Below are 26,753 nucleotides of genomic sequence, written 5' to 3'. Positions count from 1 at the left end.
ATTAATTGTATCGGTTAGGGGCGCAGCAAATATGAAAACAGTCGTTGTCATCGGTGGAGGTATTACTGGACTTTCTACTATGTTTTATTTAGAAAAATTAAAGAAGGATTATAATATAGATTTAAATTTAATCCTTATTGAGAAAGAAGAGTATTTAGGTGGTAAAATCCACAGTGTGGAAGAAAATGATTTTATTATGGAATCTGGAGCAGATTCTATTGTAGCTCGTAATGAACATGTTTTGCCGCTTGTAAAAGATATAAATTTAGAAAATGAAATGGTATATAACGAAACAGGTATTTCTTACATATACTCTGATAACATATTACATCCAATTCCTGCTGACACTATATTTGGGATTCCTATGAGTGTTGAATCATTATTTAGCAGTACGCTAGTCTCAAAAAAAGGGAAAATCGTTGCTTTAAAAGATTTTATTACGAAAAATAAGGAGTTTACAAAGGATACATCACTTGCTGTATTTTTAGAAAGCTTTTTAGGGAAAGAATTAGTGGAAAGACAAATTGCACCTGTGCTGTCAGGTGTATATTCTGGTAAATTGAATGAGCTTACAATGGCATCTACGTTACCATATTTACTTGAGTATAAAAATAAATATGGAAGTATTATTAAAGGTTTTGAAGAGAATAAAAAACAATTTCAGTCAGCAGGAAATAAAAAGTTTGTATCATTTAAAAGTGGACTATCTACGATTATTAATCGCTTAGAAGAAGTGCTGACGGAGACTGTCATTAATAAAGGTGCTGTAACAACAGTGATAAGTAAAAAAGGGGATCGGTATGAGGTTTCTTTTGCAAATCATGAGACAATACAAGCTGATTATGTCGTTTTAGCAGCTCCACATGATATCGCACAAACGTTATTACAGTCTAATGAGTTAAATGAGCATTTTAATAAATTTAAAAATTCATCGCTTATAAGTATTTACTTAGGTTTTGACATACTAGATGAACAACTACCGGCTGACGGCACAGGTTTTATCGTAACGGAAAACAGTGATTTACATTGTGATGCTTGCACATGGACAAGCAGGAAGTGGAAACATACATCTGGTAAACAAAAGCTATTAGTAAGAATGTTTTATAAGAGCACTAATCGAGTATATGAAACGATCAAAAGTTATAGTGAAGAAGAATTAGTACGAGTTGCTTTATATGATATTGAAAAGAGCCTCGGAATTAAAGGCGAACCGGAAGTAATTGAAGTTACAAATTGGAAAGATTTAATGCCGAAATATCATTTAGAACATAATCAAGCTGTTCAATCATTACAAGAAAAATTGGCCGTGCTTTATCCTAATGTATACTTAGCTGGTGCTTCATATTACGGTGTAGGAATTGGTGCTTGTATTGGAAACGGAAAGAATACTGCCAATGAAATAATTACGACATTGAATGAACAGTCAAAATAATAATATTGAATACATATGTAAATAAAATGTCCCTCCAACATAATGGAGGGACATTTTATTTATGATTATTTAACATTAATTACAATCTTTTTATGATTGGCTTTATTCTCTTTAATAGTTAATGTTGTTTTTCCAGATTCTTCAAATGAATACGGTGAGAGCCGATAAAGTTCTTTAATACTATGTTTTTCTTTTAATTTATTTGTAGGAATTAATGTTATATTAGGCTTCCATGTTTCCTGTTTGCCTGAAGGGTAGTCTACTATTATTTCTGGATTATTTAATTGTATTGTTTCCCAAGAGACAAAATACAGTTCAACTTCTGCATCTTTTTTTAGTAATTCTTCTGAGAAATAACCAAACTCACCAACATTACCAAAAACAGTGAAATTTTGATTTTGCAATTTAATATCTAAATATCTAGGTTGATATGTTGCTGCGTGATACATTCCGTATGAAAGAGAGAGTGTAGCAGCGATTAATATGCCAACTGAAAATGTCTTAAAGCTATTTCCTTTAAAACTTGTCATCATAAATGAGTTTGGTGTGAATTTTTTTGCGAATAAAAAAATGAGTAAAATGAGCAAGAGGGATAAGCCAATGAAAATATACATAAAGTTTAAGCACCTCCGTAAGAAATATTTACTATTTTTCTATATTTTAACATGAGAAGGTATAAATTAGGGGTGGTTTTTAGAGGGGAATTAATAAATACAACGAAGTTATATATTATTAAGAGGATAAACATCGCTAGAAATATTTGATTTGTGGGACATTAAGGACTTTCCTAATTATAAATACTTTTTCTGCTATAATAAATGAGTAGAGAGAAAGGAGTGATCCTATGGTATTTCCTATGTTAGAAACAGAACGCTTGCGCTTAGTTGAAATAGAACAATCTTATTGTCAAAAAATATATGAAATATTCTCATTAGATGAGGTAACGTGTTATTACGGTATGAATTCTTTTACTGAGTTTGGACAAGCTTCACGTATGATTGAATCTTTTTCAAAAAATTACTTTGAGAAAAAGGCAATGCGTTGGGGGATTGTATTAAAAGACACAAATAATTTAGTAGGAACAATTGGATTAAATAATTTACAACTTTGGAGTAAACGCTCAGAGATTGGATATGATTTGCATCCTCGTTATTGGGGGAATGGTTATGCTTCTGAAGCTGCTCGAGAAATTATTACTTATGGATTTCGAGATTTAGGCTTATTTAGAATTGGAGCTATTACATATCCTGAAAATATAACTTCGTGTAATATGTTATCTAAATTAGGTTTTCAACAAGAAGGGCTGTTACGTGGATACATTCATCAAGGAAATAAACAACACGATGCATTAATGTATTCTATTGTACGAACAGATGTAGAGGATATTCATTATTAATAAAAAAGCCCCTCTTATTTAAAATAAGAGGGGCTTGTAAAAATCAACCTATTTTAGGTAATAAACGTTCTCCGCTTTTCATACTACTTTTACATAAAGGGCATTTAGGCTCTTCTTCAAATGAAAAGTTCTTTCTCATCCATCCTAAACAATCCTCTGATTCACATTCCCAAACAGGGGTTTGTTCTGGTGGTACTTCTGCTACATCGTTCTTTCGATTGCGATACATGTAACCACTCCTTTTATGTAAAAATTTTTAGTTATATATTAAAAAGGTTGTTAACCGAGCTGGTAACAACCTTTTTATTGATTGAATTATAGCTTTACAACGTTTTTAGCTTGAGGTCCACGGTTACCGTCTTCAACTTCGAAGCTAACTTCTTGACCTTCGTCAAGAGATTTGAAGCCGTCGCCAGTGATAGCTGAGAAGTGAACGAATACGTCGCTACCGTCTGCAACTTCGATGAAACCGAAACCTTTTTCGCTGTTAAACCATTTTACTTTACCTGTTAATGTCATGGTAATGCCTCCTAAAATTTAAAAAGATTACAATATGATCGGCCTTATTCGATTGAAAATAAAAGTTCACATATTATCAAAAATCCATAAGGAGTACAAAACATTCCTGATTGATACTTGATAATATGCAAAGAAAATATAGTGCTAAATTGACCTTAATTACTATCCTACAACAAATGGTGGGAAATAGCAAGTGCTGGTAATATCAGTGAATGAATTGGGCGATACTGGTAAAAGGCACGAAGACATCTCTTTTATTTATATATTATTCCTAATCTGAATTTATTCCAAACAGAAATCATTTATTTTAAAAAATATGTTTAAGGGAAACGATATATATTTTAAGAATACAGATGATTACAATAATAAGGAGGATAGAATATTGCTAAATAAACAATTTAAAATAATTGAAGCAGCAAAAGAAGGAAGAAGAAAAATTCATCCTATTTTCGCTGTTATACTTGCAATTGTATTTTTAACTTTAGGTGAATTTTTCATGTTGTTTATGCTGTTTTTACCGAAAGCGGATACATCATTTGTAAAGGCAATTTATAATAATATTGAGATGATATTAACGTTTGGTGGGGCTATATTTTTTATTTTTTTATGGATTAGGTTTGTAGAGAAAAGGTCATTTTCATCCATTGGTTTTTGGAAAGTGCAATGGATGAGAAAGTATTTGAGAGGTGCGTTAATAGGATTTGTCTTCATTTCAATACCAGTAATTGTGCTTATATTAACAGGGATTGTAAAACTACAAATGCAACAAATTACGGCAACCGCCATATTTGGTATTGTAGGATCTTTAATTGCTTTTTTAATACAAGGCGCAACGGAAGAAATTATTGTACGAGGCTGGTTATTTCCAGTTATTTCTGTTAGAAGTCGTATATGGGTTGGGATTATAGTGACGTCCTTTTTATTTGGTTTTCTGCATTTACTTAATCCTGGTATTACAATCCTTTCAATATCGAATATAATATTAGTTGGTGTATTTGCAGCTTTTTACGTATTAAAGGACAGTAGTCTTTGGGGGATTTGTGCATGGCATTCCATTTGGAATTGGGCACAATATAATGTCTATGGTTTTGCAGTTAGTGGCATGACGATATATTCAACACCACTATTTAAACCTGTAACAAATGGCAATGAAGTCCTTCATGGAGGCTCATTTGGTATTGAAGGTAGTATCATTACAACAATAATGCTTTCTATCGCTTCAATCGTTTTATGGAGACAGTTATGGGGGAGAAGAGCGAAACAACGAGATTTTAGTTAATGAAAGTGGGAGAAACTATGGGGATTATAGCGTTTGAGGGAGCGAGTGCTGTTGGTAAGAGTAGCACATGCCGTGAACTAGAAAACAATTATGGAGCATTCATTATACCTGAAGTGAATTTTTTATTTGAAAGACCAAAAAATGAACATAGAACATGGTATTTTGAAAAACAAGTAGAGCGCTGGAATATAGCAGTGCAGAAGTCGCAGCAATATGAATTAGTAATACTCGATGGAGATATATATCAGCCACTTAGTTATAATTGGTGTTTTCATTTTGATATATTTAATCAGCCGTTATCTTTAATAGAAAACTTTTATAAAGAAAAGATGATAAATAGAGAAATTGGTTTTCCAGATCAATATTTTTATTTATATACAAGTGATGAAGAGCTTAGAAAACGGAAAGAGTCTGATGGGACGAAAAAAAGAAGAAACTTTGAAAAACATTTACATATATCTAAAGCATTTCAGCGTTATTATGAAAATCTCAATACCGTCACAGACGGGTACTGTAAATTGATTGAAGCAAAAAGTATAAAGTCGAATGAATTAGAAATTGTGAAAAGTTTAAACAGCTTAAAAGTATGTGAAGAAAGACGTTTTGATGTTTCGAGGTTAGATGTTATTACGAAGTGGTTAAAAGAAAATCGTGCATAAAGTAAAAACAACGAGTGTTTTAGAAGGCGCTCGTTGTTTTTTTGTTTCCATATAAATATAAAGGGAAATTTTGTAGAATATCTTTATTTTTTAACAGAATAATCTTTCAATTTCACAAAAAAAGAAATACAATATAAGGAAATATATATAAATAATATGATAGGGGATGGGATGAACTATTTTGAATGAAGGAACTGTTTTATATAAGAAATAATGAGGTAGTAAGAACAGAGATATTTGGGAGGAAACAAGCAAGATGAAAACATTATTTAAAATCATAGGAATTATAGCTGGTATGGCGGTAATCGGGGTAGGTGTAACGTATGGTATGCTGTATTATCTGAATAATAGTAAACCAGCTGCGAAAAAGGCATCACCAGCCGCTCCGGCAGTAGAAGTGCTAGCTGATAGTAATGTAAAAGCTGAAGATGCAAAGCTTTTAGAAAATGGCAATCATTCATTACCGAATAGTGGTTTTAATAAAAATTTTAAGTGGACAGATGAGAACATACAGACAGCCCTACATGAAATGGCACATCAAAAAACGAAAGCTGATCAAAAATGGGGCTATATTTTTATTACACAAGAACGTATTGAAAGTTTACTCGAAATTATAAATAGTAATGATGTTGCACAAAAAAGTACATATGTGGATATTTTAGAACGATGGAAACAAGGAAAATATGAAAAGGTTGATGTAGACCACAACAAGATTTGGAAATTACAAAGTGGGAATTTAGGAGAAGGGAAAGGAGTAATGTCAGAAAAGGAGCAAAAAGAATTAATTAATCAAGTTTTTATACAAAAAGGTACATATTCAGGTAGTAAATTAATTGCAGGTGAGGTACAAGCTAATAAATAATATACATATTGATTTTGAAACACCTGTATTGTTATGAACACAAATGTTTTAATAAAAATGAGTAATTGCTTTTTAGAGCAGTTACTCATTTTTGTTATTACTCGCTTACTTTTCTATTCTATTCTCTCTAATAATGTAAGAAACGATTGTAAAACTGGTGATATCCATCTAGATTTATGATAGATTACGTGGCTTTGAATGACTGCTGGAGTTTCGATGGGCTGAAAACAGAGTTGCTCTTTTTGACAACTTTCTTGTACAACGATGTAAGGGAGAATTGAAATTCCTAACTCACACATCACAGATTGTTTAATGACTTCAACATTGGAAGTTTCGAATGTTTTAGCGGGAATATTCCCGCTTTGACGTAAAAAACGATCTACCATCGGTCTATAGCCGCAGCTTTGTTCAGTAAATATAAATTGAGTATCTTGTAATAAAAGGAGTGGATCAGTGTTTGAAGGGAAATGAGCAGGGAAAATCCATCCAAATGTTTCATTACATAAATTACACGTAATAAAATCATTATGCTCTATACTTTCTCCAATTATGAAGATAACATCGGTTTCTCCTTCATGTAGTTTTTTCAATGCTTGCCCATTGGTATTTGTCTCAAGTACGATATTTACTTTCGGATTTTCCTGTTTGTAAGTACGTAATAATTGTGGTAATCGATACACTGCCAATGATTCATTAGATGTAATAGTTAATGTTCCTTCTAAATGGTCACTGTTTTGAGGGATTTCTTGCGCTTTATCATAAATAGTAAGTAATTCTAATGCATACGGATGAAATTGATGACCTGCTTTTGTAAGAAGTATTTTTTTTCCTAATCGATCGAATAGAGGAATGTTTAAATCGTTCTCTAATGCTTTAATATGGGCTGTCACAGTAGATTGCGCATAACCTAATGCATGAGCAGCTTTAGAAAAGCTACCATATTTAACAATGGCACAAAATGTTTTAACATGTCTCATTTCCATAAATGATACCTCTTTTATTATCATGATTTGTGAATGATTATATCATGTATTTCAATTTTTCAAATCATTAAATTTCTTTTAAAATTAAGTTGTGGAGAAATTCATTCAATTGAAATTGGAGGAGAAAAAATGAGTGAAAAGAGCTATCATGTAGCTGTAGTTGGAGCTACAGGCGCAGTAGGGCAAAAAATCATTGCATTGTTAGAGAGAGTAACGAAATTTAATATAGAAGAAATTACATTACTCTCGTCAAAACGATCTGCTGGTAAGATAGTACAATTTAAAGGACGAGAGATTAAAATACAAGAGGCAAAATCAACTAGTTTTGAAGGTGTAGACATTGCCTTTTTTAGCGCTGGGGGAGAAGTTTCTAGACAATATGTAAATCATGCAGTTTCTAGTGGTGCAATCGTAATTGATAACACAAGTGAATACCGAATGGCACACGATGTACCACTCGTCGTTCCAGAAGTAAATGCACATACTTTAAGGGAACATAAAAGGATCATTGCAGTTCCGAATTGCTCAGCACTACAGATGGTAACAGCTCTTCAGCCAATTCGAAAATCATTTGGTTTAGAACGAATTATTGTTTCAACGTATCAAGCCGTATCAGGCTCAGGAATTCATGCGATTCATGAATTAAAAGAACAAGCTAAGTCAATGCTTACAGGTGAAGAATTGAAGAGCACTATATTACCAGTGAAAAAAGATAAAAAACATTATCCAATTGCATTTAATGTATTGCCGCAAGTGGATATATTTACAGACAATGATTTCACATTCGAAGAAGTAAAGATGATTCAAGAGACGAAGAAAATTTTAGAAGATCCAAATCTGAAAATGGCAGCTACTTGCGTCAGAGTTCCAGTTGTATCGGGGCATTCTGAATCAGTTTATATTGAACTTGAAAAAGAAGCGACCGTTGCAGAAATTAAAGAAGTACTACTGAATGCACCAGGTGTTATTTTACAAGATAATCCTAGTGAACAAATTTATCCAACGCCATTATATGCAGAGGGTAAAAGAGATACATTTGTAGGTAGAATACGCAAAGATCCGGATACGCCAAAAGGATTCCATCTTTGGATTGTTTCTGATAATTTATTAAAAGGTGCGGCTTGGAACTCAGTTCAAATCGCAGAGACATTGGTGGAAAAGGGGATTATTTAGTATAAATTTATATAAACATTGAAAATAGGAGGATATATGGGAAACCATTAATTATAATGGTTTCCCATTTTTTACTTAATGAGTATTCTCCTAACTTCAATTTGAATTTAATTTAAGTTAGTTTTTATAGTGTTTTTATAAATATCAATTTTATTTGCAGAGAATTTTAAAAATCTAGGCTCTCCATTAATTGTGAGATAAATATTAATTGAGATTGGCATCTCAACCTTTTTCACTACATCTTCTATAGCAAAATACTCATTTTCTTTTTCGTTATAAAAAACAATGGGACTAATTAATACCTCGTTATTTTCAATATCAATACTACACATCATAGGGAATTTCTCATCATTATGTATTATTAATTCGCCCAGTACTATTGAACCGTTTAATTCTTCTGTGAAATTTATAGTTTCCACTGGTTTTACCCACGTTTCATCGCACTCTTCATTTTCCTCTTCATCTATTTCCCATTCCCATATCGGGTTTTGTTTCAAGTCTTCAATAGTCAATTCATCAACTGGTTTGCTATTACACATTAATATATACTCCTTTTGCCATGAAAATGGATGAGTAAAAAATTTATTCATTAATTGTAAAATGTGGCTATTTGCAATCCTATAAATACAAGTTTGCTCGTTTCAATAAATAGTTGATCGCAAATAAGAAGTTTCGATGTAGAGTATTATCCATTTGATATTATTAAATCTAGTTTTGTAATGTTGAACTTATTTTTACAACCTATTAAAAGTCTATTCTTACGGTAATCTTAACAAGGTTTTAACTAGACAGTAAATAATGCCTTTTGAAAAGGAAAACCGTGGTTGTGATGGGGGAAATAGCAAAAAACATCAAGAATGAACAAAAGTGTTTTGGTATGATATGGAATATATTCAATATGAGGGGGAGATTATGGTGTATCAAGTAAAGGGGTACTTTTCATCGCTAAAAGGAAGTCATTATGAAGTTGGAAAACAGCAAGGGGAGTTTGTGAAAAATCATCCGTATCTCATTCCACAATTTATGCAGCTAGAAAATTTAATATCAGATAGCCATTGGACAGAATCTAGAAATGTACTAAAACAATATTGTCCAGGAATTAATGAAGAAATTGAAGGCTTTTGCGAAGTATTGAAAATTCCTTCAAGGAATATGATGTATTATTATCAGACATTATTAAAAGCAGGTTGTAGTCATTGTGCAGTATTACCTAAAAAAACTGATTTAAAGCATACATATGTATTAAGAAATTTTGATTTATCACCCAAAATAGATGATATGCGTTTTTGTTCGACGCATGTTGAAGGTGCATATGCACATAGTGGCTTTTCTACTCAATATTTTGGCCGAACAGAAGGAGTTAATGAGCATGGGTTATCTATTACATTTTCAGCATGTGGTCAACCTGTAGGGAATATTGAAGGTTTAAGAAAACCGATGGTAAATGGTTTGCAATGTTTTGCGGTAATTCGAGTAATATTGGAGAAATGTAGAAATACGCATGAAGCTACATCTTTAATAAAAGAAATGCCTATAGCAAGTAATATTAATATAATTGTAGCTGATCCTTTAAACGCAGCGCATATTGAAATATTTGACGGGCATAAATCAATAACAACAATTAATGAGGAAAGTCAAGCTTTTACCGTATCAACAAACCATGCAGTCAGTTCACCTATTCAGAAATTAAATAATAGGAAATTAGAACAATCTACAAAAAGATATCGCATTTTACATGAGCATTTAAATCGAAATGAACAGGTGAGCATGGAATCTTTAAAAGGATTGGTAGAAGAAGAATATCCTATCGGGGTGACGGTGCATAATTATGAAGAATGGTTTGGGACTTTGCATTCTGTATTAATTGATTTACAGGATCGTACATTGAATATTTGCTTCGGATCGCCACTTTTAAACGAGTGGTACTCATTGAAAGTTGGAGAAAGCCTTCCGTTTTCCGAAGTGAATGTGAAGTTTAAAAATAAAACTTATGCTGACTTTTGGAGAGAAGAGAAAAATGAAATGACTCCTAAAGATCAAAAAGGAATAAGATGGTAAAATGAAGGGGCGGGAATAGACAGGAGGGATTGCCATTGCTACAAGCTATGTTACCAATTGTTCTAATCCTTTTTCTAGTCGCTTCGATGTATATAACTTATCAAAAAAGAAAAAAAGCGGGGATAAAAGGATTAAAAAGTGCATTAACTTCTATTTGTTTCTTTTTAATTGCAATTTTAAATTTGTCTGCATATTGGCTTCATTTTGGCGGTATTTTTACTTGGCTAGTCTCAATCATATTGTTGCTAGTGGGGGCGTATTTTACAAAATATATTCGAATCTCAAAAAAGGTGCACTAAAATTATATGAGTTTATATGTAATGTTTTATTTCAATGTGCTATAGATGCCTTTAAATCAATGCTTTTGAGCATTTCGATATGTGTTTGCAAACACATATCAAAATATACTCTTCGTGAATGTTTTCACTGCATCTTCTTGCATATTGGGTAAGACATGAGAATATACCCTTAAAGTTAAAGAGATATCAAATGCTAATGACAGAATTCATGAAGTTTGTAAAGTGCGAGAACGAAGGTGTTTTTGACATCAAGCAGATGTACAGCGCGGAAAAAGCTTTCAAGAAAATGCAGAACCACCGAAATCTACATTTTGCTTACATGGGTATGCGAGTAAATGTAGCTGGCAAGTGGGGTACGATCATTGGAAACTGGAAAACTAATTTGTTCGTTTTGTTCGATGGGGAAATAGAAGTGTACAACTGCCACCCTTATTGGGAAATTGCTTAATTCGATGAAGAGGGCAATGTGGTTCATAGCTGTCAAAAGGGAGAGTATGCGATATAAGTAAAAAAGGACGAGCAGTCGTACCTACTGTCCTTTATAGGAGAAAAATTATTCTGGACTAGAACTACGAATAACCAGAAAGCGCGCTTTTAACCAGTGTTGTCAAAGATGTAATAATCTATGCAACAAAAAAGCTTAGTCGGAATTCAAAACACCAAAATGGCTTGCATTGGTAAACAGGCTCAAAAGTAGTATATGCAAAATGGAAAATTCCATACAAAAAGCAGACAACAATTTTGGTTGTCTGCCAGTGAGTCGAATGAGTTAGCTAATTGTGATAAATTGCTTTCCCATTACAAGAAGAGTGAAGCTGCTAGTTCAAACAGCTTGTAGGTAGTCTTTTCGATATTTAAAAAAATATACAGAGAAAGCAGATAAGTGACGAATCTACCTGCTTCTGCTGTAACAAAAGAAAGAAGTATTAGCCGTGGATACGGCGGCTTGAAAATAGTATGTATTGGTTTTGAAAAAATATTCAAGGAGTGAAGGGAAATGGGATCGGGACAAATTTGAGGGCTATTCACTCGAACAGCTTCGTACCCGTCACAGTCGTTATCCTATTGTGACGGGTATCTGACTTATATTATTGAGGGAACGGGACGGAAGGATGCCACGGTATTGTTGCAGGAATCCAGACGAACCTGCGCGCTTACCCCAGCATTCGCGAGCTGCGTCACGGCATTCAAGATAGCAGATTTTCTGCCAGATTTGACGGCTACGTTATAGCTCACGACTAGGGGACGAACTGGGTCCTGAGGGGGAAATCGATTGAGAATCGCTTGATGATAGGTTGTTCTTAACGTGACGTTCGCTGTCAGCGTGATACCTTCTATAGTAATGCCAGTCAGCGTTGTCTCGTTAAATGAGGTGAGTTTGACTGTAAGCATGTAACGGTTTTGCATATTTATTTTTCCTTTATTATTAGACTTAATTTATTTTATGCTTGTCTAACAATTTAGTGTAGACACTTGCATCATAATAAGTAGAAAGATATATAAGATTATATTTTGATAAGGCGTGGAGATTAAAAAAAGGCAGTTGAACAAAAACGTTATTTGAATAAAAGCTAGTGGACTAGTTTTTAGCACTCACTGAAATTAATACTCATAATATACTTTGTAATAACTTATATGGAAGTGAGTTGAATAATAATGTTTTATTCATATTTTGATACCCGAGATAGAATGCGTCCGTATGGTACGGCGGGTATTACGTATAGCGGAGCACAAAGTACAATTCAAGCTGTTCAACAAGCGTTACAAGCACAGCAGCAAATGCAACAAATACAGCAAGGCATACAACCGTACTATTCATCTATGGAGTATTATTATCCAATGCATCATATTACACCATACGGAATTTCTGTTTCAACAATTCCATATGGAACTGTATACAACTTATAAAAATATGCGGGGAATAAATTTGAATATTTATATAACGGCGCAAGTACAGAGCGCCCTTATAAGAAATGATTTGTATCTGATGAATTAATATTCAATTAAATGTGTAATTAAGGTTAATATAAAAATTTTATTTTGTATGTATTTGAAACACGAAAAGAGCACTTAATAAAGTGCTCTCATGACGAGATCATTCACTCAAAAGAAAGGAATACACCATATCATACGAAAATCTTTTGAAATGCTCTTGGGTAAATTAATTATTATTTGTAAAAAAAGCAGTTAGCAAAAGCTGACTGCTCATCTCCAAGGGGAATTCGGAGTTTGGTATTTAAATGACGGAATTTTAGATTTTATTCAGAGGGGAAAATAAAAGCTAGGATTTCTCCTAGCACTCAAACATAAGTCATAGGGAAGGGTTTAATGTAGAACGTATGTCGCACTTTTAATATATAACAACTTCGGGATATTTTGAACAACAACGCTAATTTAAACAAAAAAGAACACTGTTTAACAGTGTTCAGTTACTGATATAAATTGTTATATGATACGTGTAATCCATCTTACTCGCTCTGCCTTGTGGCAGGGCTTTTTTATATAATAATATAAATTAAGTAGTTAAAGAGGTGTGTTTAAATGAGCTGGGAAGAATCATATAGAAGAGAGCAACCATGTCCATGTGATAAGGGAAAATATATTGAAATTATGAAGGTGTATGCAATAGAAGAAATATAAGAAAGTGCTAACACGTATGCGGAATAGACATAAAACATCGCTGATTTGCCATTCATAAAAATAGACTTTTCTTAGCAGAAATCACTAATTATAAATACTTATAAAATTAGCTCTGATATAGCAGATATTGAAGCGAAGAAAAATAAAGATGGGAGTGCATATTGGAAATACGAAGATGACCAAACAAAATTATGGAATATACGACTATAGAACTAGAAAATGATGACATAAATCTAAATATTATTGTTTAAATTCATATTTTATAATGTCCATTTAGCCCGCATTAACTGCTCGTAAACCCCCTCTGATTAAAGTTTCACTTTATAAAAATGAGCCCATAGTAAAAATAACCTAAAAATAGGCATATGAACAAGGTGCATCATCTAGTGATAGGTCATATTTTGTTGGTGTACGTATTGAACTTAGTTTAGCCCGCTATTTGTGGGCAGTAAAACTCCCACCTCAAAATTCAACTGGAGCAAAGAAGTTAGGTGGGAGCCCTGCTGCCCGTAAACGCCCGATTGGTGCGGGCTAATAATCAGTGGGGGATGAACAAAACCCCTACTGATTAAAGTTTCACTTTATAGCGCTATTTCTACTTAGATTTAACGAACAGAAATATAGGAAAGTATCGATGGGGTTTTAGTTTATAAACGGAGGTCATGAAGATGAATAATTTTCAACAAGAACTACAAGCGTTAAGCCTTAATGATTATCAGCCTGGAAATATTGTGTATTGGGACCAGCAAAACCAATATCCATATTACTATATTACAGATGATGCTCGTCGCTGTGGCGGCTGTGGCGGTGGTCGTTGTGGTGGATTCCGTTGTTTTGGTTGCTTCGGTTGCTTTAGTTGTTTTGGTTGTGGTGGTTGCTCTAATTGTTTTGATGGTTTTAATGGTACTACTGTAACATTTGAATATTGATAAGAGACAAAAAGGAATCCATTTTGAAAAAAGATTGATCGAAACGGATTCCTACTTTGTGAAGCATTATATAATTTTTATAAAAATGTGCTAACAAGTTTGCAAACGGACTTGCTAACACCTATACGAAATAGACATAAAATATCGCTGATGTGTAGCTTAATAATACGATAATAATTTAGCACTTATAATGAATAATAGGTTATTAGAAAAGAAACCATAAAATGTAATGTTTTATATCATTATAAAAAGAGATTATTCTAATAGGTCGTTGTGTAACGGCTGCATAGGATAATCTCTTTTTATGCTTATTTTTGTAAAGAATGTACTGTTATTTTGAGTTGCTCAATAAATTTCCGGGTAGCAGCGCACATATATTTATCTCTTCTATAAATAAGTCCTAGATCTATTGTTGGAGTGGGGTTTTCAATTTTAATAGCTTGTATGTGCTCATTTTGCAAAAAGTCTATATACGGTTTTGGTAACACGGTAATCCCCATACCTTGTGCGACCATTTGAATTAAAGATTCCATTGTACTAATTTCTAAAATTGGCCTTGGTTTAAAGTTAAAGTTTTGGCAATGAGATGTAATTAGTTCTGTTAAATAGAAATTTTTAGGTAGAAGAATTAAAGGATAGTCCTGTAATTCTTCAATAGATACATACTTACGTTCAGTTAAAGAATGGCTGGTTGGCACAACTAATGTAAGTTCACTTTTATATAGTGGGATAGAAACAATCTCTTTATCTTGCACCGGGAGAAATGTAATACCAATATCTAATTCATTTTGTAATAATTTTTCACGAATTTCTCCTGTACGAAGCCCCAACACAGAGAGTTCGATATTTGGATATTGCTTATTGAAATCTAATATAGCTGGTGGTAGTAAATAATTTACTACGGTTAACAAAGATCCTATTGTTAAGGAACCATGATGTAATCCATTTAAATCTTGAATGGCAGAACGAGCTTGTTCGACTTCGTGAAAGATTGTTTTACTGTGCGATAATAAAACTCTTCCTGCTTTAGTTAAAGATATTTTTTTACCAATTCGATCGAAAAGTGGCATGCCTACTTCATGTTCTAATGCACGTATTTGTTGGCTTAGTGAAGGTTGTGAAATATTTAATTTCTCGGCTGCTCTTGTGAAATGTAATTCTTTCGAAACAGCTAAAAAGTATTCTAATTGTCGTAATTCGATTGAAATCACCTCAAGTTTAATCATAGGATATACCTATCATTATTATATAAATAATTGAATTGAACAATGGTTTTGTGGGATTTATAATCATTTTATCAGAAATGGATTGATTAAAAAATTAGATGAGGTGAAGAAAAATTGTTGAAATCTAGCGTATTACCGGGCAGTTATTCACAAGTACTTCAAAAAAGGTATGAGGAGGCTGTACCGACAGGAATATATCATTTAACGCCTTTATATGTAAAAGAAGCAAGGGGAGCGATAATAACAGATGTAGATGGAAATCAGTTTATTGATTTTGCTGGTGGAATTGGTATGCAAAATGTTGGACATTGTCATCCGAAAGTTGTAAGAGCGGTACAAAAACAAGCAGAATCATTTATACATCCTTGTTTTCATGTAACTCCATATGAAAATTATATTACTTTAGCGGAGAAAATTAATGAGAAAGTGCCAGGTACAAGTAAGAAAAAAACGATGTTTGCCAATAGTGGTGCGGAAGCGATTGAAAATGCTGTAAAAATCGCACGTAAAGTAACAGGGAGGAGTAAAATAATTTCATTTGAACGAGGATTTCATGGGAGAACATTAATGACAATGTCTTTATCGACCAAAGAAAATCCATATAAAGCAGGATTTGGTCCGTTCGTTTCAGACATGCATATATTGCCGTATCCGTACTATTACAGAGCTGAAGAAGGAGCTTCTCTTGAAGAAGTGGATTCTCAAGTCATCTATCAGTTTGAAAGGTTTTTAGAAGAAGTATCACCTGAACAAGTAGCAGCAATCGTAATGGAACCAGTACAAGGAGAGGGTGGGTTTATTGTTCCTTCCATTTCATTTGTAAAACGATTACGAGAAATTTGTAATCAATGCGGTATTTTAATGATAATGGATGAAGTGCAAACTGGATTTGGCCGAACAGGGAAATGGTTTGCAACGGAACATTTTTATATAGAACCTGACATAATGACTTTGTCAAAATCAATTGCTGTCGGTTTACCATTAAGTGCTATTGTCGGTCGTGCGGAGTTGATGGACATTCCTGGGAGAGGACAAATTGGTGGAACTTTTGCCGGGAGTCCGTTATCATGTGCAGCCGGTCTTGCTGTATTTGAAATAATGGAAGAAGAAAATCTAGTTGAAAGGGCTCAGCAAATTGGAAATAGAATAATGTCACATCTACATCAAATGCAATTAAAGTACGAAGTGATTGGTGATGTTCGTGGAATCGGTGCGATGGTTGCAATGGAACTTGTAACGAATCGCATAACGAAAGAACCTGCAAAAGAACTAACAGTAAAGCTAATTGAAGATTTTTGGAAGAATGGGCTTATAAGTATTGGAGCGGGGATATTTGATAATGTACTACGCTTTTTACCACCTCTAGTTATCTCAAACGAAGAAATAGATAGAGGGTTTGAAATAATAAATGAGTCTTTTGAAAAGTTGTGCCGCAATTAAGAGGAGGGATTTGAATGACTAAAGTATATGAAATCCTATCTTTAAATATAGGATTTCCAAAAGAGGTTATGTATGGTGGGAAGTTAATTCAAACAGGGATAAATAAAAAGCAAGTAAAGGAACCTGTTTTTTTATCATTTTTAAAGTTTAATGGAGACGGACAGGCGGATTTAGTTCATCATGGAGGGGTAGATAAAGCGGTTTGTGTTTATACTGGTGACCACTATCCTTACTGGGAAAAAGAGTTGAATCAAGAACTTGTATATGGAGCTTTCGGTGAAAATATAACGGTAAGAGGAATGCGAGAAGAGGATGTTTGTATCGGGGACATGTTTCAATTTGGAGAAGCGATTGTACAAATAACGCAACCAAGACAGCCTTGTTTTAAATTAGCGAAGAAATATAATATTCCAAAGTTGCCATTATATTTTCAAGATACAGGATACACAGGGTTTTATTTTCGTGTATTAAAAGAAGGGTGGGTATCACCAGTCGATACGTTAAAACGGCTGGAGTCTGATCAAAAAGGTGTTACAGTAGCGTTTGCTAATCGTATCATGCATAAGGAAAAACTAAATATTGAAGGATTAAAAAGAATTTTAGAAGTAAATGCACTTTCTACTAGTTGGAGAAAGACATTTGAAAAGCGTATGAGTGGAGAAGAAATTAATACGAAGGAGAGGCTTGAAGGAACGAAAGAGTAAAATTTTTTTTTATAAATGGTGCATTTCTATTAGTAAAAGCTAATTAGAAAGCACTATTTTTATATAATAAACTAATCAAAACATAAAATAAATTAAACCATTTTTAAAAGTTTTATGATACTATATTGATTTGAAAGGCCTATTTTTTGAGAGCAGGTCATATAAGTATATCTAAATTAATGGAATCGACGTATGGAGGGACAACATGGGGAATGTTGAAAAAATGGCAAACTTTCTATTAGAAGAACCGAGAAGAGAACAGTTATTTCCTTTATTTGAAGAAGTGTTTGGGATTACAAGTCAAACATTGAATGATTTTTCGGAGAAAGGGTATTGGGATTATACATATAAAGCATTATCATTTTTACAAGATGATAAAGCGATTGCAAATGTTGCGGCATTTTCACTTCCGCTTTTAATTAATGGTGAAAAAATAAATGCAGCGGGTATTCAATCAGTAATGACACATCCGAATTATCGTAGACGAGGATTAATGAAACAATTGTTTAGTAAGATGATAGAGGAAATTGATGAGCAATTCGAGTGTACGGTCTTGTTTACTGAAAATCCGGAACTATATAAACCATTTGGTTTTCAAATTGTGCAAGAATATTTGATGACAGTATCATACGAAAACAAGAGTAATAAGGATTCTCAACTTAAAAAGTTAGATTTTTATAATGAAGCGGATAGACAATTAATATATGAGATTATTGAAAATGGCCAAAGGCTTTCTAATAAATTTTCAACGTTAAATTACCGCTCTTCATTTTATTTAAATATGTATGATTCAACATGGAATGAAAACCTGTATTATTCAGAGAAATTAGATGCGCTGATTATTTTTACAGTAGAAAATCAAAAACTAAAATTATTTGGAGTATTTGCGCCGGTAATTCCGATTTTAGATGAATTATGTGAGGAAATCCCTGGGGAATTTACGGAGATTGAATTTTATTTTTACCCAGATCAATTAGGAATTGATGATGTACAATATACAGAATTACAGACTAGTAAGTATTTAATGGTTCGAAGTAATAAAGAATTAGATTTTAAAGGTTATAAATTCCCGGTATTAACTGAGTTTTAAATATTAATTTAAATGCTTTTTTATGGAGGAATTATGAAAACATCATATATACCAAACCATATTGAGCAACTTACTGTAATGAACGCACCTGAATTTTACAAACTTGAAGACAATGATACATTCATTGTCCATTCGAAAGAAGAAACAGATTTTTGGCTGAAAACCCATTATGGTTTTGAAGTAATGAATGGCCATGTATTTTATGATGAGATAATGACAGATTTTCAGGCTGAAGTTCAATTGCGCATGAATCCAAATGCGACATACGATTAAGCGGGTTTATTTGTTATGATTTCTGAGAAGTGTTGGTTAAAAACATCTTTAGAATATATTCCTGAGGGGCCATCACATTTAGGTGCTGTCGTAACGAATAATGGCTATTCTGATTGGTCAACGCAAGACTATCCAAATGAGTTTGCTAAGCAACAATTACGTTTTCGAATTATTCGAAAACTTGGCGATTATACAATATATGTGAAAACGAGTCAGCGATGGGAACAAATAAGAATCGCTCATTTGATGGAGGACATAGGTAATGAGCCTGTTAAAATTGGTTTTTATACGTGTAGTCCTTCTGAAAATAATGGATTCGAGACCGAGGTTTTCGATTTTAAAATTGAACAAATATAGATGGGAAAACCGCATTCTTACTAAATGAGAATGCGGTTTTTATTAAGTTAAAGAGTATTCACATCAACTGGCAGTGAAAATGCCTGGTAGATTAAAGTTCCATTTTATTGACTAAAAATGATTTAAAACTTATCATTTAATAATGTTAAATATTAATTTGCCTAATATAATAGGACTAATGGAGAAATTACAGACTATATCGCTCAAATAAGGAGGACTATAAATTATTCGATGGTAATTTCATGAAAAAAGGAGATTGTGTATGAAATCATTTCGCAAGTTGTTACAGTATTTAAAACCATACATGTTCTTCGCTATTATTGGACCGCTATTTATGGTACTTGAGGTTGCGATGGACTTAATTCAACCGACAATAATGCAACATATTATTGATGTTGGAATTGCAAACCGGGATTTGAATTATGTAATAAAAATGGGGCTTCTTATGATAGGAGCAGCAGCAATCGGTTTAGTTGGAGGACTTGGTTGTATGATGTATTCTACAAAAGCTGCTGTTAATTTCGCTACAGACATACGAAAAGATGTGTTTGCGAAAATAGAAACATTTTCTAGCAAAAATCGTGATTCATTTGGAACAGGTAAATTATTAACAATCGTGACAAATGATATTACATCTATTCAATCGGCAATGACGATGACGTTACGTGTACTTGTCCGTGGACCGTTATTATTTATTGGAAGTATCATTATAGTCTTTGTAACAGCGAGAGACCTATTTCCAATTTTACTTGTTGTGGTACCCGTATTATTAGTTGCAATTGTATTGATTGCAGGTCAATCGAGCGGTTCATTTAAGCGAGTACAAGAAGCATTAGATAAAGTAAACACAAAGCTACAAGAAAATTTATCCGGTGTACGTGTTATAAAAGCATATGTAAGACAAAAATATGAAATCGCACAGTTTGAGAAAGTTAATACAAGTTTAACTGAAATAAATATTCGTGCAATACAAATTATTTCATTGATGATGCCAATTATTATGCTAGTTGTAAATAGCGGAATTGTAGCAACTTTATGGATTGGTGGCGAGAAAGTTTTTAACGGTACACTCCAAGTAGGGGCCATTTTAGCTTTTATTAACTATTTAAATATCATTTTAATGTCACTTATGTCTATTAGTATGGTATTTATTCAAATTGCCCGTGCTTTTCCATCAGCTGATCGTGTACAACAAGTCTTACATACTGAAGTTGATATTACAACTGAAGGCGACGTATATGAACCAAAACAAGTGGGTGGTAATGTAGAGTTTAAAAATGTTAGCTATAGTTATACGAAAAATAATGAATATGTTTTAAAAGATATTTCATTTACTGTACGTAAAGGTGAAAAAATAGGGATTATTGGGTCGACCGGAAGTGGTAAATCTACATTGGCGAAACTATTGCCACGACTTTACGATGTTGATCAAGGTGAAATATGTATAGATGATGTTAATGTGAAAGCATACGATTTGCAAAAACTTCGTGCTTCCATTGGCTTCGTTCCACAAAAGGCACTTCTTTTTTCAGGCAGTATAGAAGAGAATTTACGTTATGGCAAAGAAGATGCAACTTATGATGAATTGGAATTAGCATCTTCATCTGCTTGTGCGACTGAGTTTATCAATAAGCTGGAAGACTCTTATGAATATAACTTAACACAAGGTGCAACCAATCTATCTGGTGGTCAAAAACAACGTATATCTATTGCAAGAGCCCTAGTGAGAAAGCCATCTATTCTTGTATTAGACGATTCTACATCGGCAGTTGATGCGAAGTCAGAGGCTGTAATACAGGAAGCGTTAAGGACAAGATATAGTGGCACAACGACATTTTTAATTGCATCAAAAATATCTTCTATTATAGATGCTGATAAAATCCTCGTTTTGAATAACGGTGAATTAGTTGGAAATGGTACGCATGAGGATTTATTGGCAACTTGTGAAGTGTATCAGGAAATTTATCTTTCCCAAGGTGGTAGCCTGCAGCAAGAAGGAGGGGAAGAGCGTGCGTAATTTTCAAGGACAATTTGGAAATAAAGGTGGACGTAACAATCCGAAAACGGGAAAAACTAAGAATACTAAAGGAACTATAATGCGAGTATGGAACTATATGGGGTATCAAAAAGCATCTCTTATGTTCGTTATTATTCTTGTATTTATCACGACATTACTAGGTTTACTTGGGCCATATTATATGGGGGTCATCATTGATGAATACATTGTACCGAAGGATTTAAGCGGGACAGCCAGAATGTGCATGCTACTCATTGCAATATATGGGATAACCGTATTATTAACATGGTTACAAACATTTGTAATGATTAATGTTGCATTAAAGACTATACAAAAAATACGACAAGATATTTTTGAAAAAATCCAAACACTTTCTCTACGATTCTTTGATGTACGTTCTCAAGGTGATTTAATGAGCCGTGTGACAAATGATATTGATAACTTAAATCAAGCTTTGACACAAAGTGTTGTGCAAATCATTTCATCAGCGTTAACGTTTATAGGTGTAACAATTGCGATGTTTTCATTAGATTGGATTTTAGCGATTGTAACTTTAATTACAGTACCTATTATGTTTTTCGTTACGAAAAAACTAGTTGCTTATAGTGGGAAAAACTTTGCGAAGCGTCAAAAGGATTTAGGAGAATTAAATGGATTTATTGAGGAAGCTATTACAGGCGCAGACGTAACTACGTTATATGGAAAAGAAAAAGAAACTGTACATAACTTTAATGAAATTAACGAACAGCTAAGAATTTCAGCAACGAAGGCTGAAACGTTTTCAGCATTTATTTTTCCAAGTATGAACTTTATTAATAACTTAGGAATGGGGCTTGTAATTGGAACTGGATCGGTAATGGTATTAAACGGAATGACAACAGTAGGTGTCATTGCAGCTTTTATTAATTATTCTCGACAATTTTCAAGACCACTTAGTCAATTTGCAACTTTAATGAATACGATTCAAGCGGCAGTTGCTGGAGGAGAACGTGTCTTTGAAATTATGGATGAAGTACCAGAAATTCAAAATAAAAAAGATGCAGTACTTGTACAAAATTTACATGGACATGTTAGGCTTGAGAAAGTTTCATTTGGATACGCACAGGACAACATGATTTTAAAAGATGTGAGTCTCGAGGCGAATCCTGGGGAGACAATCGCTTTAGTCGGTCCAACTGGATCAGGAAAAACAACAATTATTAATTTGTTAACTCGCTTTTATGACATTCAAAAAGGGCAAATTAGCATTGATGAAAAAGATATAAAGGACTATGATATTAATTCTTTGCGGAGTAAAATAGGGGTTGTTTTACAGGATACGTATTTATTTGCAGGAACGATTATGGAAAATATTCGATATGGACGTTTAGATGCAAGTGATGAAGAAGTAGTTGCAGCAGCAAAAGCAGCATCAGCACATTCTTTTATAAAACATCTACCGAATCAATATGAAACGGAAATTGCTTCAGAAGGTTCGAATTTAAGTCAAGGACAAAAACAACTCCTTGCGATTGCACGAGCGATTTTAGCAGATGCAGATATATTAATTCTCGACGAAGCAACATCTAATATTGATACGAGAACAGAATTACAAATTCAATCTGGATTAAATAATTTAATGAGAGGGCGGACAAGTTTTGTAATCGCTCATCGGCTGAAAACGATTGAAAAAGCAGATCAAATACTTGTAATTAAAGATGGTAGTATTTTTGAAAGAGGAAATCACGAATCTCTTATGGAAGAGAAAGGATTCTACTTTGATTTGTATACAAGTCAGTTTAAAATTTAACAAAAATATTGATGTAATGCGGTTTCTCGTGATAAGAGAAACCGCATTTTTTGTATTTGCAAACATTGCTATCCGAATAGTCTCTCACTAAATGTTTTAACAGCATCCTCTTGTATTAATGGGAAAATGTAAAAGGAGAGATTTCTTTTTCGGTTATTCTAGCAATCATAATCATTGTCGTATTCATTGCAACATTCATCGCAAGGCTTGTTCTGATCATTGCAGCAAATACAAAACGTTTTATTGATAAATATATCAATAAAATCAAAGGAATCGGAATTATTTGTGAGGGTAAGTTCTTGGAAATCTTCTACTTGAAAAATCCTTGTTTCATTAGGAACTATCGTAGCGATAATTGGTGTGTTAGAAATCCTTGTTCGAATAGTTACTTCAACGGGACCGGAATCGTTAGGAACAGATATTTGAAGTAATGTTTTGTTGTGATTAATAGTAAGATCTTCAAAAACCACTCTTGAAGAGTTAGGGGGTACGATAATATCTAGAGGTACATTTCCAGTTGAGGAAGTTCCCGAACCGGCTATGGTATGAGTCTCAATAAAACAGTTACTCTTTTGGTTAAGAGAATGTGATTGTTCTGCATAGTAATCATTTTGGTCATCACAGCAGATGCAAAACGTTTTTTGAATAAAAATACCAATATCGCTACTTGTATTAGTATTATTTGTGACAGTGAGGCTTTCAAAATTTTCTACTTGAAAAATCCTTGTTTCACCTGTAGCTATTGTAGCAGTAATTGGTCTACGAGCATTTCTTGTACGAATAGTTATTACAATCGGTGCAGAGGTGCCAGGAACATGAAACTGAAGTAATGTTTTGTTGTGATTATTAGTAGAATCTTCGAAAACTATTCTTGAAGTGTTAGCTGGTACGACAATATCTAGAGGTATATTTGAACCGGCAATCGTATGCGTTTCAATGAAACAGTTCTCTTTTTTGTGGTGAGAATACGAATAGTTTTTATAGTGCTTTTTTCCATGTTTATAAAAATAGTCAGCCATTCTTTAATCTCCTATCTTTTATTTGTCTATATATAGTATTTAATAAAAGTAAGAAATGTTTGTACAAGGTAGAAAAAAGTTCTATTTAGGAGAATAAGAGAAAAAATTTAGATGTATGTTCTGTAGAATTTGTTTCAGTTAACCCAAATATAAGAAATGTATAGCTAACCTTTTTACGATATTAATAGTTAGGAAAGCATAGATCGGGAAATACAGTTTGGTATTCTGGGATTAACCGAAGATCAGTAGTTAAGGTCGCATAGTGCGTATAGTTTTTTTCTAATTTTTCAAGTGTTGTTAAATGATGAGAACCTAAACCACGCTGTACACTATGTTTAGAAAGAGTGGGTCCAATTTGTAATTTTCTTTTTTTCATAGCCTCGTTCCATGGGCTATAAAAAAATTTTAAAACGAAAGCAGGCTGCATGTAAATGCTATATGGATAATGTGAGCCATGTCTGCCGACTCTGTAGTCACCATGAAAAATATTGTGAATTAATCTACCGTTGAGATAAAGCAGATTGGGACTGGGTTGGATTAAAATACCGTGATAACGTTGTTTGACTAGTGGAATACTGTATCTTGGATTAGAATAGCCGTGAGAAGGTTCATCGATCATCATTATAACTCTAATGGAAAACATGTTCACTCCATTAGAGTTAAGTGAAGTGAAAAATTGTTCTTTATTAAAACAACAAAGAAACTCTGTCGTATTTAATACCATTTTCCATCCAGTAATTTCTTTTTCAATTTCCATAACCTCTTGATCAACTAAATAGGCATCAAATTCTAATACTTTTGAATTGCGAATTTCCCAATGAGGTGCAAATAACTTACATATTTCCACTGAACGGTCAGTAGATCCTCGGTTAATTAGAATACCGTGATCAAATAGTTTTGTATGATGCATTAACCACCATGGAAGTAAATATTCTTCATTGTAAAAATGAGAAATTAAAGTAGTCTTAATGAAAACCGCCTCCTTATATAACACACTTCCTATTTAGTATGATATGGTGGGAATCTTATCGCTAGAAGGTTCCCACCTTAAAACTAAAAAAACAAAGATGATAGGTGGAAGGATAATTATTTATTTCGGATTGACTGTTAAATTAAGAATTAGGATGGTTATGGAGCTAGTTGATAACAATTGAAATAGCGCTAAAAACTAATAAAACTGCCATAATAATGTTAAAGAATTGGTTATGTTTTAATAAAAGTTTTTGGAACATTGAACCGAATAGGCTCCAACTAAACGTACTCATTAAACCGACTACTCCTAAAAATAATGAAAAAAGAAGGTAACTAGAATATGAATTGTAATAAGGGAGAATAAAAGTTGATACTACAGTCAGTCCGAATAATATTCCCTTTGGATTAACGAATTGAAGCATAATTCCTACTAAAAATAAGTTTTTATTGCTTTTTTCATTTGTATTTGCACTACTTTTACTATTGAGTATTTTAAAAGCTAAATACAGCATATAAGCTACACCTAAAATTTTAAAAGGAAATTCAATTATTGGCAGAATGTTTATAAGTATAATATTAAAGAAACTACATAATGAAGTGATGATGAAAAAGCCGAAAGCCACTCCGAAGCAAAATTTAATGCTACTTTTTAACCCATGTTGGTTGGCGTATGTCATAGCTAAAAAATTGTTAGGACCTGGTGTGAAGCTACTAATAAAGACGAATAATAAAAAAGAAAATATAGGCATTTCAAACCTCCTTTTGAATTTGTATGTTATAATGACCGAAAAGAACAATATAACGTGTACTTTTTATTATACATAATGGTCGTTATATTGTATAGGAGTGTTTTTTTATGGAGGAAATTCAACTTATCCTTGCAAAAAATTTAAAAGCTATTCGAGAAAAAGAAAAGCTGAGCTTAGAAAAAGTTTCTCAATTAAGTGGTGTAAGTAAAACGATGATCGGACAAATTGAAAGGGGAGAATCTAGCCCGACACTAACTACGATTTGGAAAATTGCTAATGGCCTGAAAGTGTCTTTTACTTCTTTAATCAATAATCCACAGCCAGATACGAAAGTTATTTTACGAAACGATGTTCAAGTATTATCTGAAGACAATGGGAGATATAAAGTGTACCCTTCGTTTCCTTTCCAAGATGATAGACATTTTGAAATCTATACTGTTGAAATTGAAACAGAAGGAAAGTTATATGCTGAAGCGCATAAAGAAGGAACAGAGGAATTTATAACTGTGTTTGATGGTGAACTGACAATTGAGGTAAATAATTGTCAATATAGATTAAATAGTGGAGACTCAATCAGGTTTAAGGCGGATAGACCTCACACTTATTATAATTCAGGAAGTACGTTAACTCGGTTGAGTATGACAATTTATTATCCAGCTTCATAAGTTTTTATATACATAAAAAATATAAGGGAAGCGTAATTATAAAACCATCTATACAAGGTGGTTTTTATTATGTGAAAAATTACAAAAAAAAGACACTCATTTGAGTGTCAACACAGTATTTCTCTCGCGTATAGGATTGGAGAATGTTTCTCAAATACATATTGAGATGATTAGTAAAGGAGAAACTGTCTTCATAAATAACTTAACATTGATAGCGTATAGA

At 33.1% G+C, this 26,753-nt stretch carries 26 protein-coding genes and 2 pseudogenes; 18 read left to right on the top strand and 10 right to left on the bottom strand.

The features are described 5' to 3' along the window. The first annotated feature begins 31 nt into the window (after positions 1–31). Positions 32–1,432, top strand: coding sequence for a protoporphyrinogen oxidase (locus MHH66_RS14600; protein ID WP_078185917.1), 1,401 nt, complete (start codon positions 32–34; stop codon positions 1,430–1,432). Between the two features lie 65 nt (positions 1,433–1,497). On the opposite strand, the gene MHH66_RS14595 is transcribed toward MHH66_RS14600, so the two are convergent. Next, complete coding sequence (locus MHH66_RS14595) at positions 1,498–2,046, bottom strand: hypothetical protein (protein WP_016102030.1); 549 nt, start codon at positions 2,044–2,046, stop codon at positions 1,498–1,500. A 230-nt stretch (positions 2,047–2,276) separates the two neighbouring features. On the opposite strand from MHH66_RS14595, the gene MHH66_RS14590 reads away from it, so the two are divergent. Beyond that, positions 2,277–2,828 (top strand): GNAT family N-acetyltransferase, encoded by a 552-nt coding sequence (locus tag MHH66_RS14590; protein WP_002031946.1) that lies wholly within the window; start codon positions 2,277–2,279, stop codon positions 2,826–2,828. A 43-nt stretch (positions 2,829–2,871) separates the two neighbouring features. Here the strand turns inward: MHH66_RS14590 and MHH66_RS14585 are convergent, their stop codons facing one another. Beyond that, a complete protein-coding gene (locus MHH66_RS14585) occupies positions 2,872–3,057 on the bottom strand; it encodes a cold-shock protein (protein ID WP_000286202.1) in 186 nt (61 codons plus the stop codon). Between the two features lie 86 nt (positions 3,058–3,143). After that, on the bottom strand, positions 3,144–3,347 hold the full coding sequence (cspD, locus tag MHH66_RS14580) for a cold-shock protein CspD (protein ID WP_002012849.1): 204 nt from the start codon (positions 3,345–3,347) through the stop codon (positions 3,144–3,146). A gap of 382 nt (positions 3,348–3,729) precedes the next feature. Between cspD and MHH66_RS14575 the strand changes: the two genes are divergently transcribed. From MHH66_RS14575 to MHH66_RS14565, 3 genes are all read left to right on the top strand, one after another. Continuing rightward, a complete protein-coding gene (locus tag MHH66_RS14575) occupies positions 3,730–4,626 on the top strand; it encodes a CPBP family intramembrane glutamic endopeptidase (RefSeq protein ID WP_078185916.1) in 897 nt (298 codons plus the stop codon). A 17-nt stretch (positions 4,627–4,643) separates the two neighbouring features. Next, on the top strand, positions 4,644–5,285 hold the full coding sequence (locus MHH66_RS14570) for an AAA family ATPase (protein WP_061688797.1): 642 nt from the start codon (positions 4,644–4,646) through the stop codon (positions 5,283–5,285). A gap of 256 nt (positions 5,286–5,541) precedes the next feature. Continuing rightward, entirely contained in the window at positions 5,542–6,147 is a 606-nt protein-coding gene (locus MHH66_RS14565) for a PRK06770 family protein (protein WP_002085644.1), read from the top strand. Between the two features lie 113 nt (positions 6,148–6,260). Here MHH66_RS14565 and MHH66_RS14560 read toward each other — a convergent pair whose 3' ends face one another. Further along, entirely contained in the window at positions 6,261–7,130 is an 870-nt protein-coding gene (locus tag MHH66_RS14560; RefSeq protein ID WP_061675808.1) for a LysR family transcriptional regulator, read from the bottom strand. Between the two features lie 129 nt (positions 7,131–7,259). On the opposite strand from MHH66_RS14560, the gene MHH66_RS14555 reads away from it, so the two are divergent. Further along, positions 7,260–8,303: an aspartate-semialdehyde dehydrogenase gene (locus MHH66_RS14555; RefSeq protein WP_078185915.1), complete on the top strand. Its 1,044-nt coding sequence runs from the start codon at positions 7,260–7,262 to the stop codon at positions 8,301–8,303. 107 nt (positions 8,304–8,410) lie between these two features. Here the strand turns inward: MHH66_RS14555 and MHH66_RS14550 are convergent, their stop codons facing one another. Continuing rightward, positions 8,411–8,842, bottom strand: a complete 432-nt coding sequence (locus MHH66_RS14550; protein ID WP_063219540.1) for a hypothetical protein — start codon at positions 8,840–8,842, stop codon at positions 8,411–8,413. Between the two features lie 376 nt (positions 8,843–9,218). Between MHH66_RS14550 and MHH66_RS14545 the strand changes: the two genes are divergently transcribed. Together MHH66_RS14545 and MHH66_RS14540 are read left to right on the top strand one after the other, a co-directional pair. Beyond that, entirely contained in the window at positions 9,219–10,361 is a 1,143-nt protein-coding gene (locus tag MHH66_RS14545; RefSeq protein ID WP_078185842.1) for a C45 family autoproteolytic acyltransferase/hydolase, read from the top strand. 35 nt (positions 10,362–10,396) lie between these two features. After that, positions 10,397–10,660: a hypothetical protein gene (locus MHH66_RS14540; RefSeq protein ID WP_063219539.1), complete on the top strand. Its 264-nt coding sequence runs from the start codon at positions 10,397–10,399 to the stop codon at positions 10,658–10,660. A 98-nt stretch (positions 10,661–10,758) separates the two neighbouring features. On the opposite strand, the pseudogene MHH66_RS28620 reads toward MHH66_RS14540, so the two are convergent. Further along, positions 10,759–10,848: pseudogene (locus tag MHH66_RS28620) on the bottom strand (tyrosine-type recombinase/integrase); the annotation flags it as partial. 2 nt (positions 10,849–10,850) lie between these two features. On the opposite strand from MHH66_RS28620, the gene MHH66_RS14530 reads away from it, so the two are divergent. The 3 genes from MHH66_RS14530 to MHH66_RS14520 all read left to right on the top strand — a co-directional run bounded on the left by MHH66_RS14530 (position 10,851) and on the right by MHH66_RS14520 (position 14,229). Continuing rightward, complete coding sequence (locus tag MHH66_RS14530) at positions 10,851–11,108, top strand: hypothetical protein (RefSeq protein WP_078185833.1); 258 nt, start codon at positions 10,851–10,853, stop codon at positions 11,106–11,108. Between the two features lie 1,208 nt (positions 11,109–12,316). Next, on the top strand, positions 12,317–12,568 hold the full coding sequence (locus tag MHH66_RS14525) for a DUF3947 family protein (protein WP_002136277.1): 252 nt from the start codon (positions 12,317–12,319) through the stop codon (positions 12,566–12,568). A gap of 1,400 nt (positions 12,569–13,968) precedes the next feature. Continuing rightward, a complete protein-coding gene (locus MHH66_RS14520) occupies positions 13,969–14,229 on the top strand; it encodes a heterocycloanthracin/sonorensin family bacteriocin (RefSeq protein ID WP_078185834.1) in 261 nt (86 codons plus the stop codon). A gap of 308 nt (positions 14,230–14,537) precedes the next feature. On the opposite strand, the gene MHH66_RS14515 is transcribed toward MHH66_RS14520, so the two are convergent. Continuing rightward, positions 14,538–15,440, bottom strand: coding sequence for a LysR family transcriptional regulator (locus MHH66_RS14515; RefSeq protein ID WP_100248671.1), 903 nt, complete (start codon positions 15,438–15,440; stop codon positions 14,538–14,540). Positions 15,441–15,569: 129 nt separating this feature from the next. Here MHH66_RS14515 and gabT point away from each other — a divergent pair, with 129 nt between their 5' ends. From gabT to MHH66_RS14485, 6 genes and pseudogenes are all read left to right on the top strand, one after another. Beyond that, positions 15,570–16,895, top strand: coding sequence for a 4-aminobutyrate--2-oxoglutarate transaminase (gene gabT, locus MHH66_RS14510; protein WP_078185835.1), 1,326 nt, complete (start codon positions 15,570–15,572; stop codon positions 16,893–16,895). A gap of 14 nt (positions 16,896–16,909) precedes the next feature. Next, a complete protein-coding gene (locus MHH66_RS14505) occupies positions 16,910–17,599 on the top strand; it encodes an MOSC domain-containing protein (protein ID WP_016095303.1) in 690 nt (229 codons plus the stop codon). A gap of 205 nt (positions 17,600–17,804) precedes the next feature. Beyond that, positions 17,805–18,689, top strand: a complete 885-nt coding sequence (locus MHH66_RS14500) for a GNAT family N-acetyltransferase (RefSeq protein WP_063219533.1) — start codon at positions 17,805–17,807, stop codon at positions 18,687–18,689. Between the two features lie 33 nt (positions 18,690–18,722). Next, positions 18,723–19,319, top strand: a pseudogene (locus tag MHH66_RS14495) (DUF1349 domain-containing protein). Between the two features lie 262 nt (positions 19,320–19,581). Next, on the top strand, positions 19,582–21,336 hold the full coding sequence (locus tag MHH66_RS14490) for an ABC transporter ATP-binding protein (RefSeq protein WP_016092610.1): 1,755 nt from the start codon (positions 19,582–19,584) through the stop codon (positions 21,334–21,336). Beyond that, entirely contained in the window at positions 21,329–23,125 is a 1,797-nt protein-coding gene (locus MHH66_RS14485) for an ABC transporter ATP-binding protein (RefSeq protein ID WP_063219532.1), read from the top strand. Before MHH66_RS14490 ends, MHH66_RS14485 begins: the two co-directional genes overlap by 8 nt. Before the next feature lie 158 nt (positions 23,126–23,283). Here MHH66_RS14485 and MHH66_RS14480 read toward each other — a convergent pair whose 3' ends face one another. The 3 genes from MHH66_RS14480 to MHH66_RS14470 form a co-directional block, all read right to left on the bottom strand. Next, positions 23,284–24,144, bottom strand: coding sequence for a hypothetical protein (locus MHH66_RS14480; RefSeq protein ID WP_063219531.1), 861 nt, complete (start codon positions 24,142–24,144; stop codon positions 23,284–23,286). A 181-nt stretch (positions 24,145–24,325) separates the two neighbouring features. Further along, entirely contained in the window at positions 24,326–25,138 is an 813-nt protein-coding gene (locus MHH66_RS14475) for a glycosyltransferase family 2 protein (RefSeq protein WP_063219530.1), read from the bottom strand. 142 nt (positions 25,139–25,280) lie between these two features. Continuing rightward, positions 25,281–25,865, bottom strand: coding sequence for a LysE family translocator (locus tag MHH66_RS14470; protein ID WP_078185836.1), 585 nt, complete (start codon positions 25,863–25,865; stop codon positions 25,281–25,283). 107 nt (positions 25,866–25,972) lie between these two features. Between MHH66_RS14470 and MHH66_RS14465 the strand changes: the two genes are divergently transcribed. Next, positions 25,973–26,530 carry a helix-turn-helix domain-containing protein gene (locus MHH66_RS14465; protein ID WP_063219528.1) on the top strand — a complete coding sequence of 186 codons (558 nt, stop codon included), beginning with the start codon at positions 25,973–25,975 and terminating at the stop codon, positions 26,528–26,530. The last annotated feature ends 223 nt before the right edge of the window (positions 26,531–26,753 follow it).

It is taken from the genome of Bacillus sp. FSL H8-0492 (assembly GCF_038006145.1).
Classification (GTDB): Bacteria; Bacillota; Bacilli; order Bacillales; family Bacillaceae_G; genus Bacillus_A; species Bacillus_A mycoides.
Note: the sequence above shows the minus strand (reverse complement) of the source record. Positions and strands in the feature narration are given on the sequence as shown.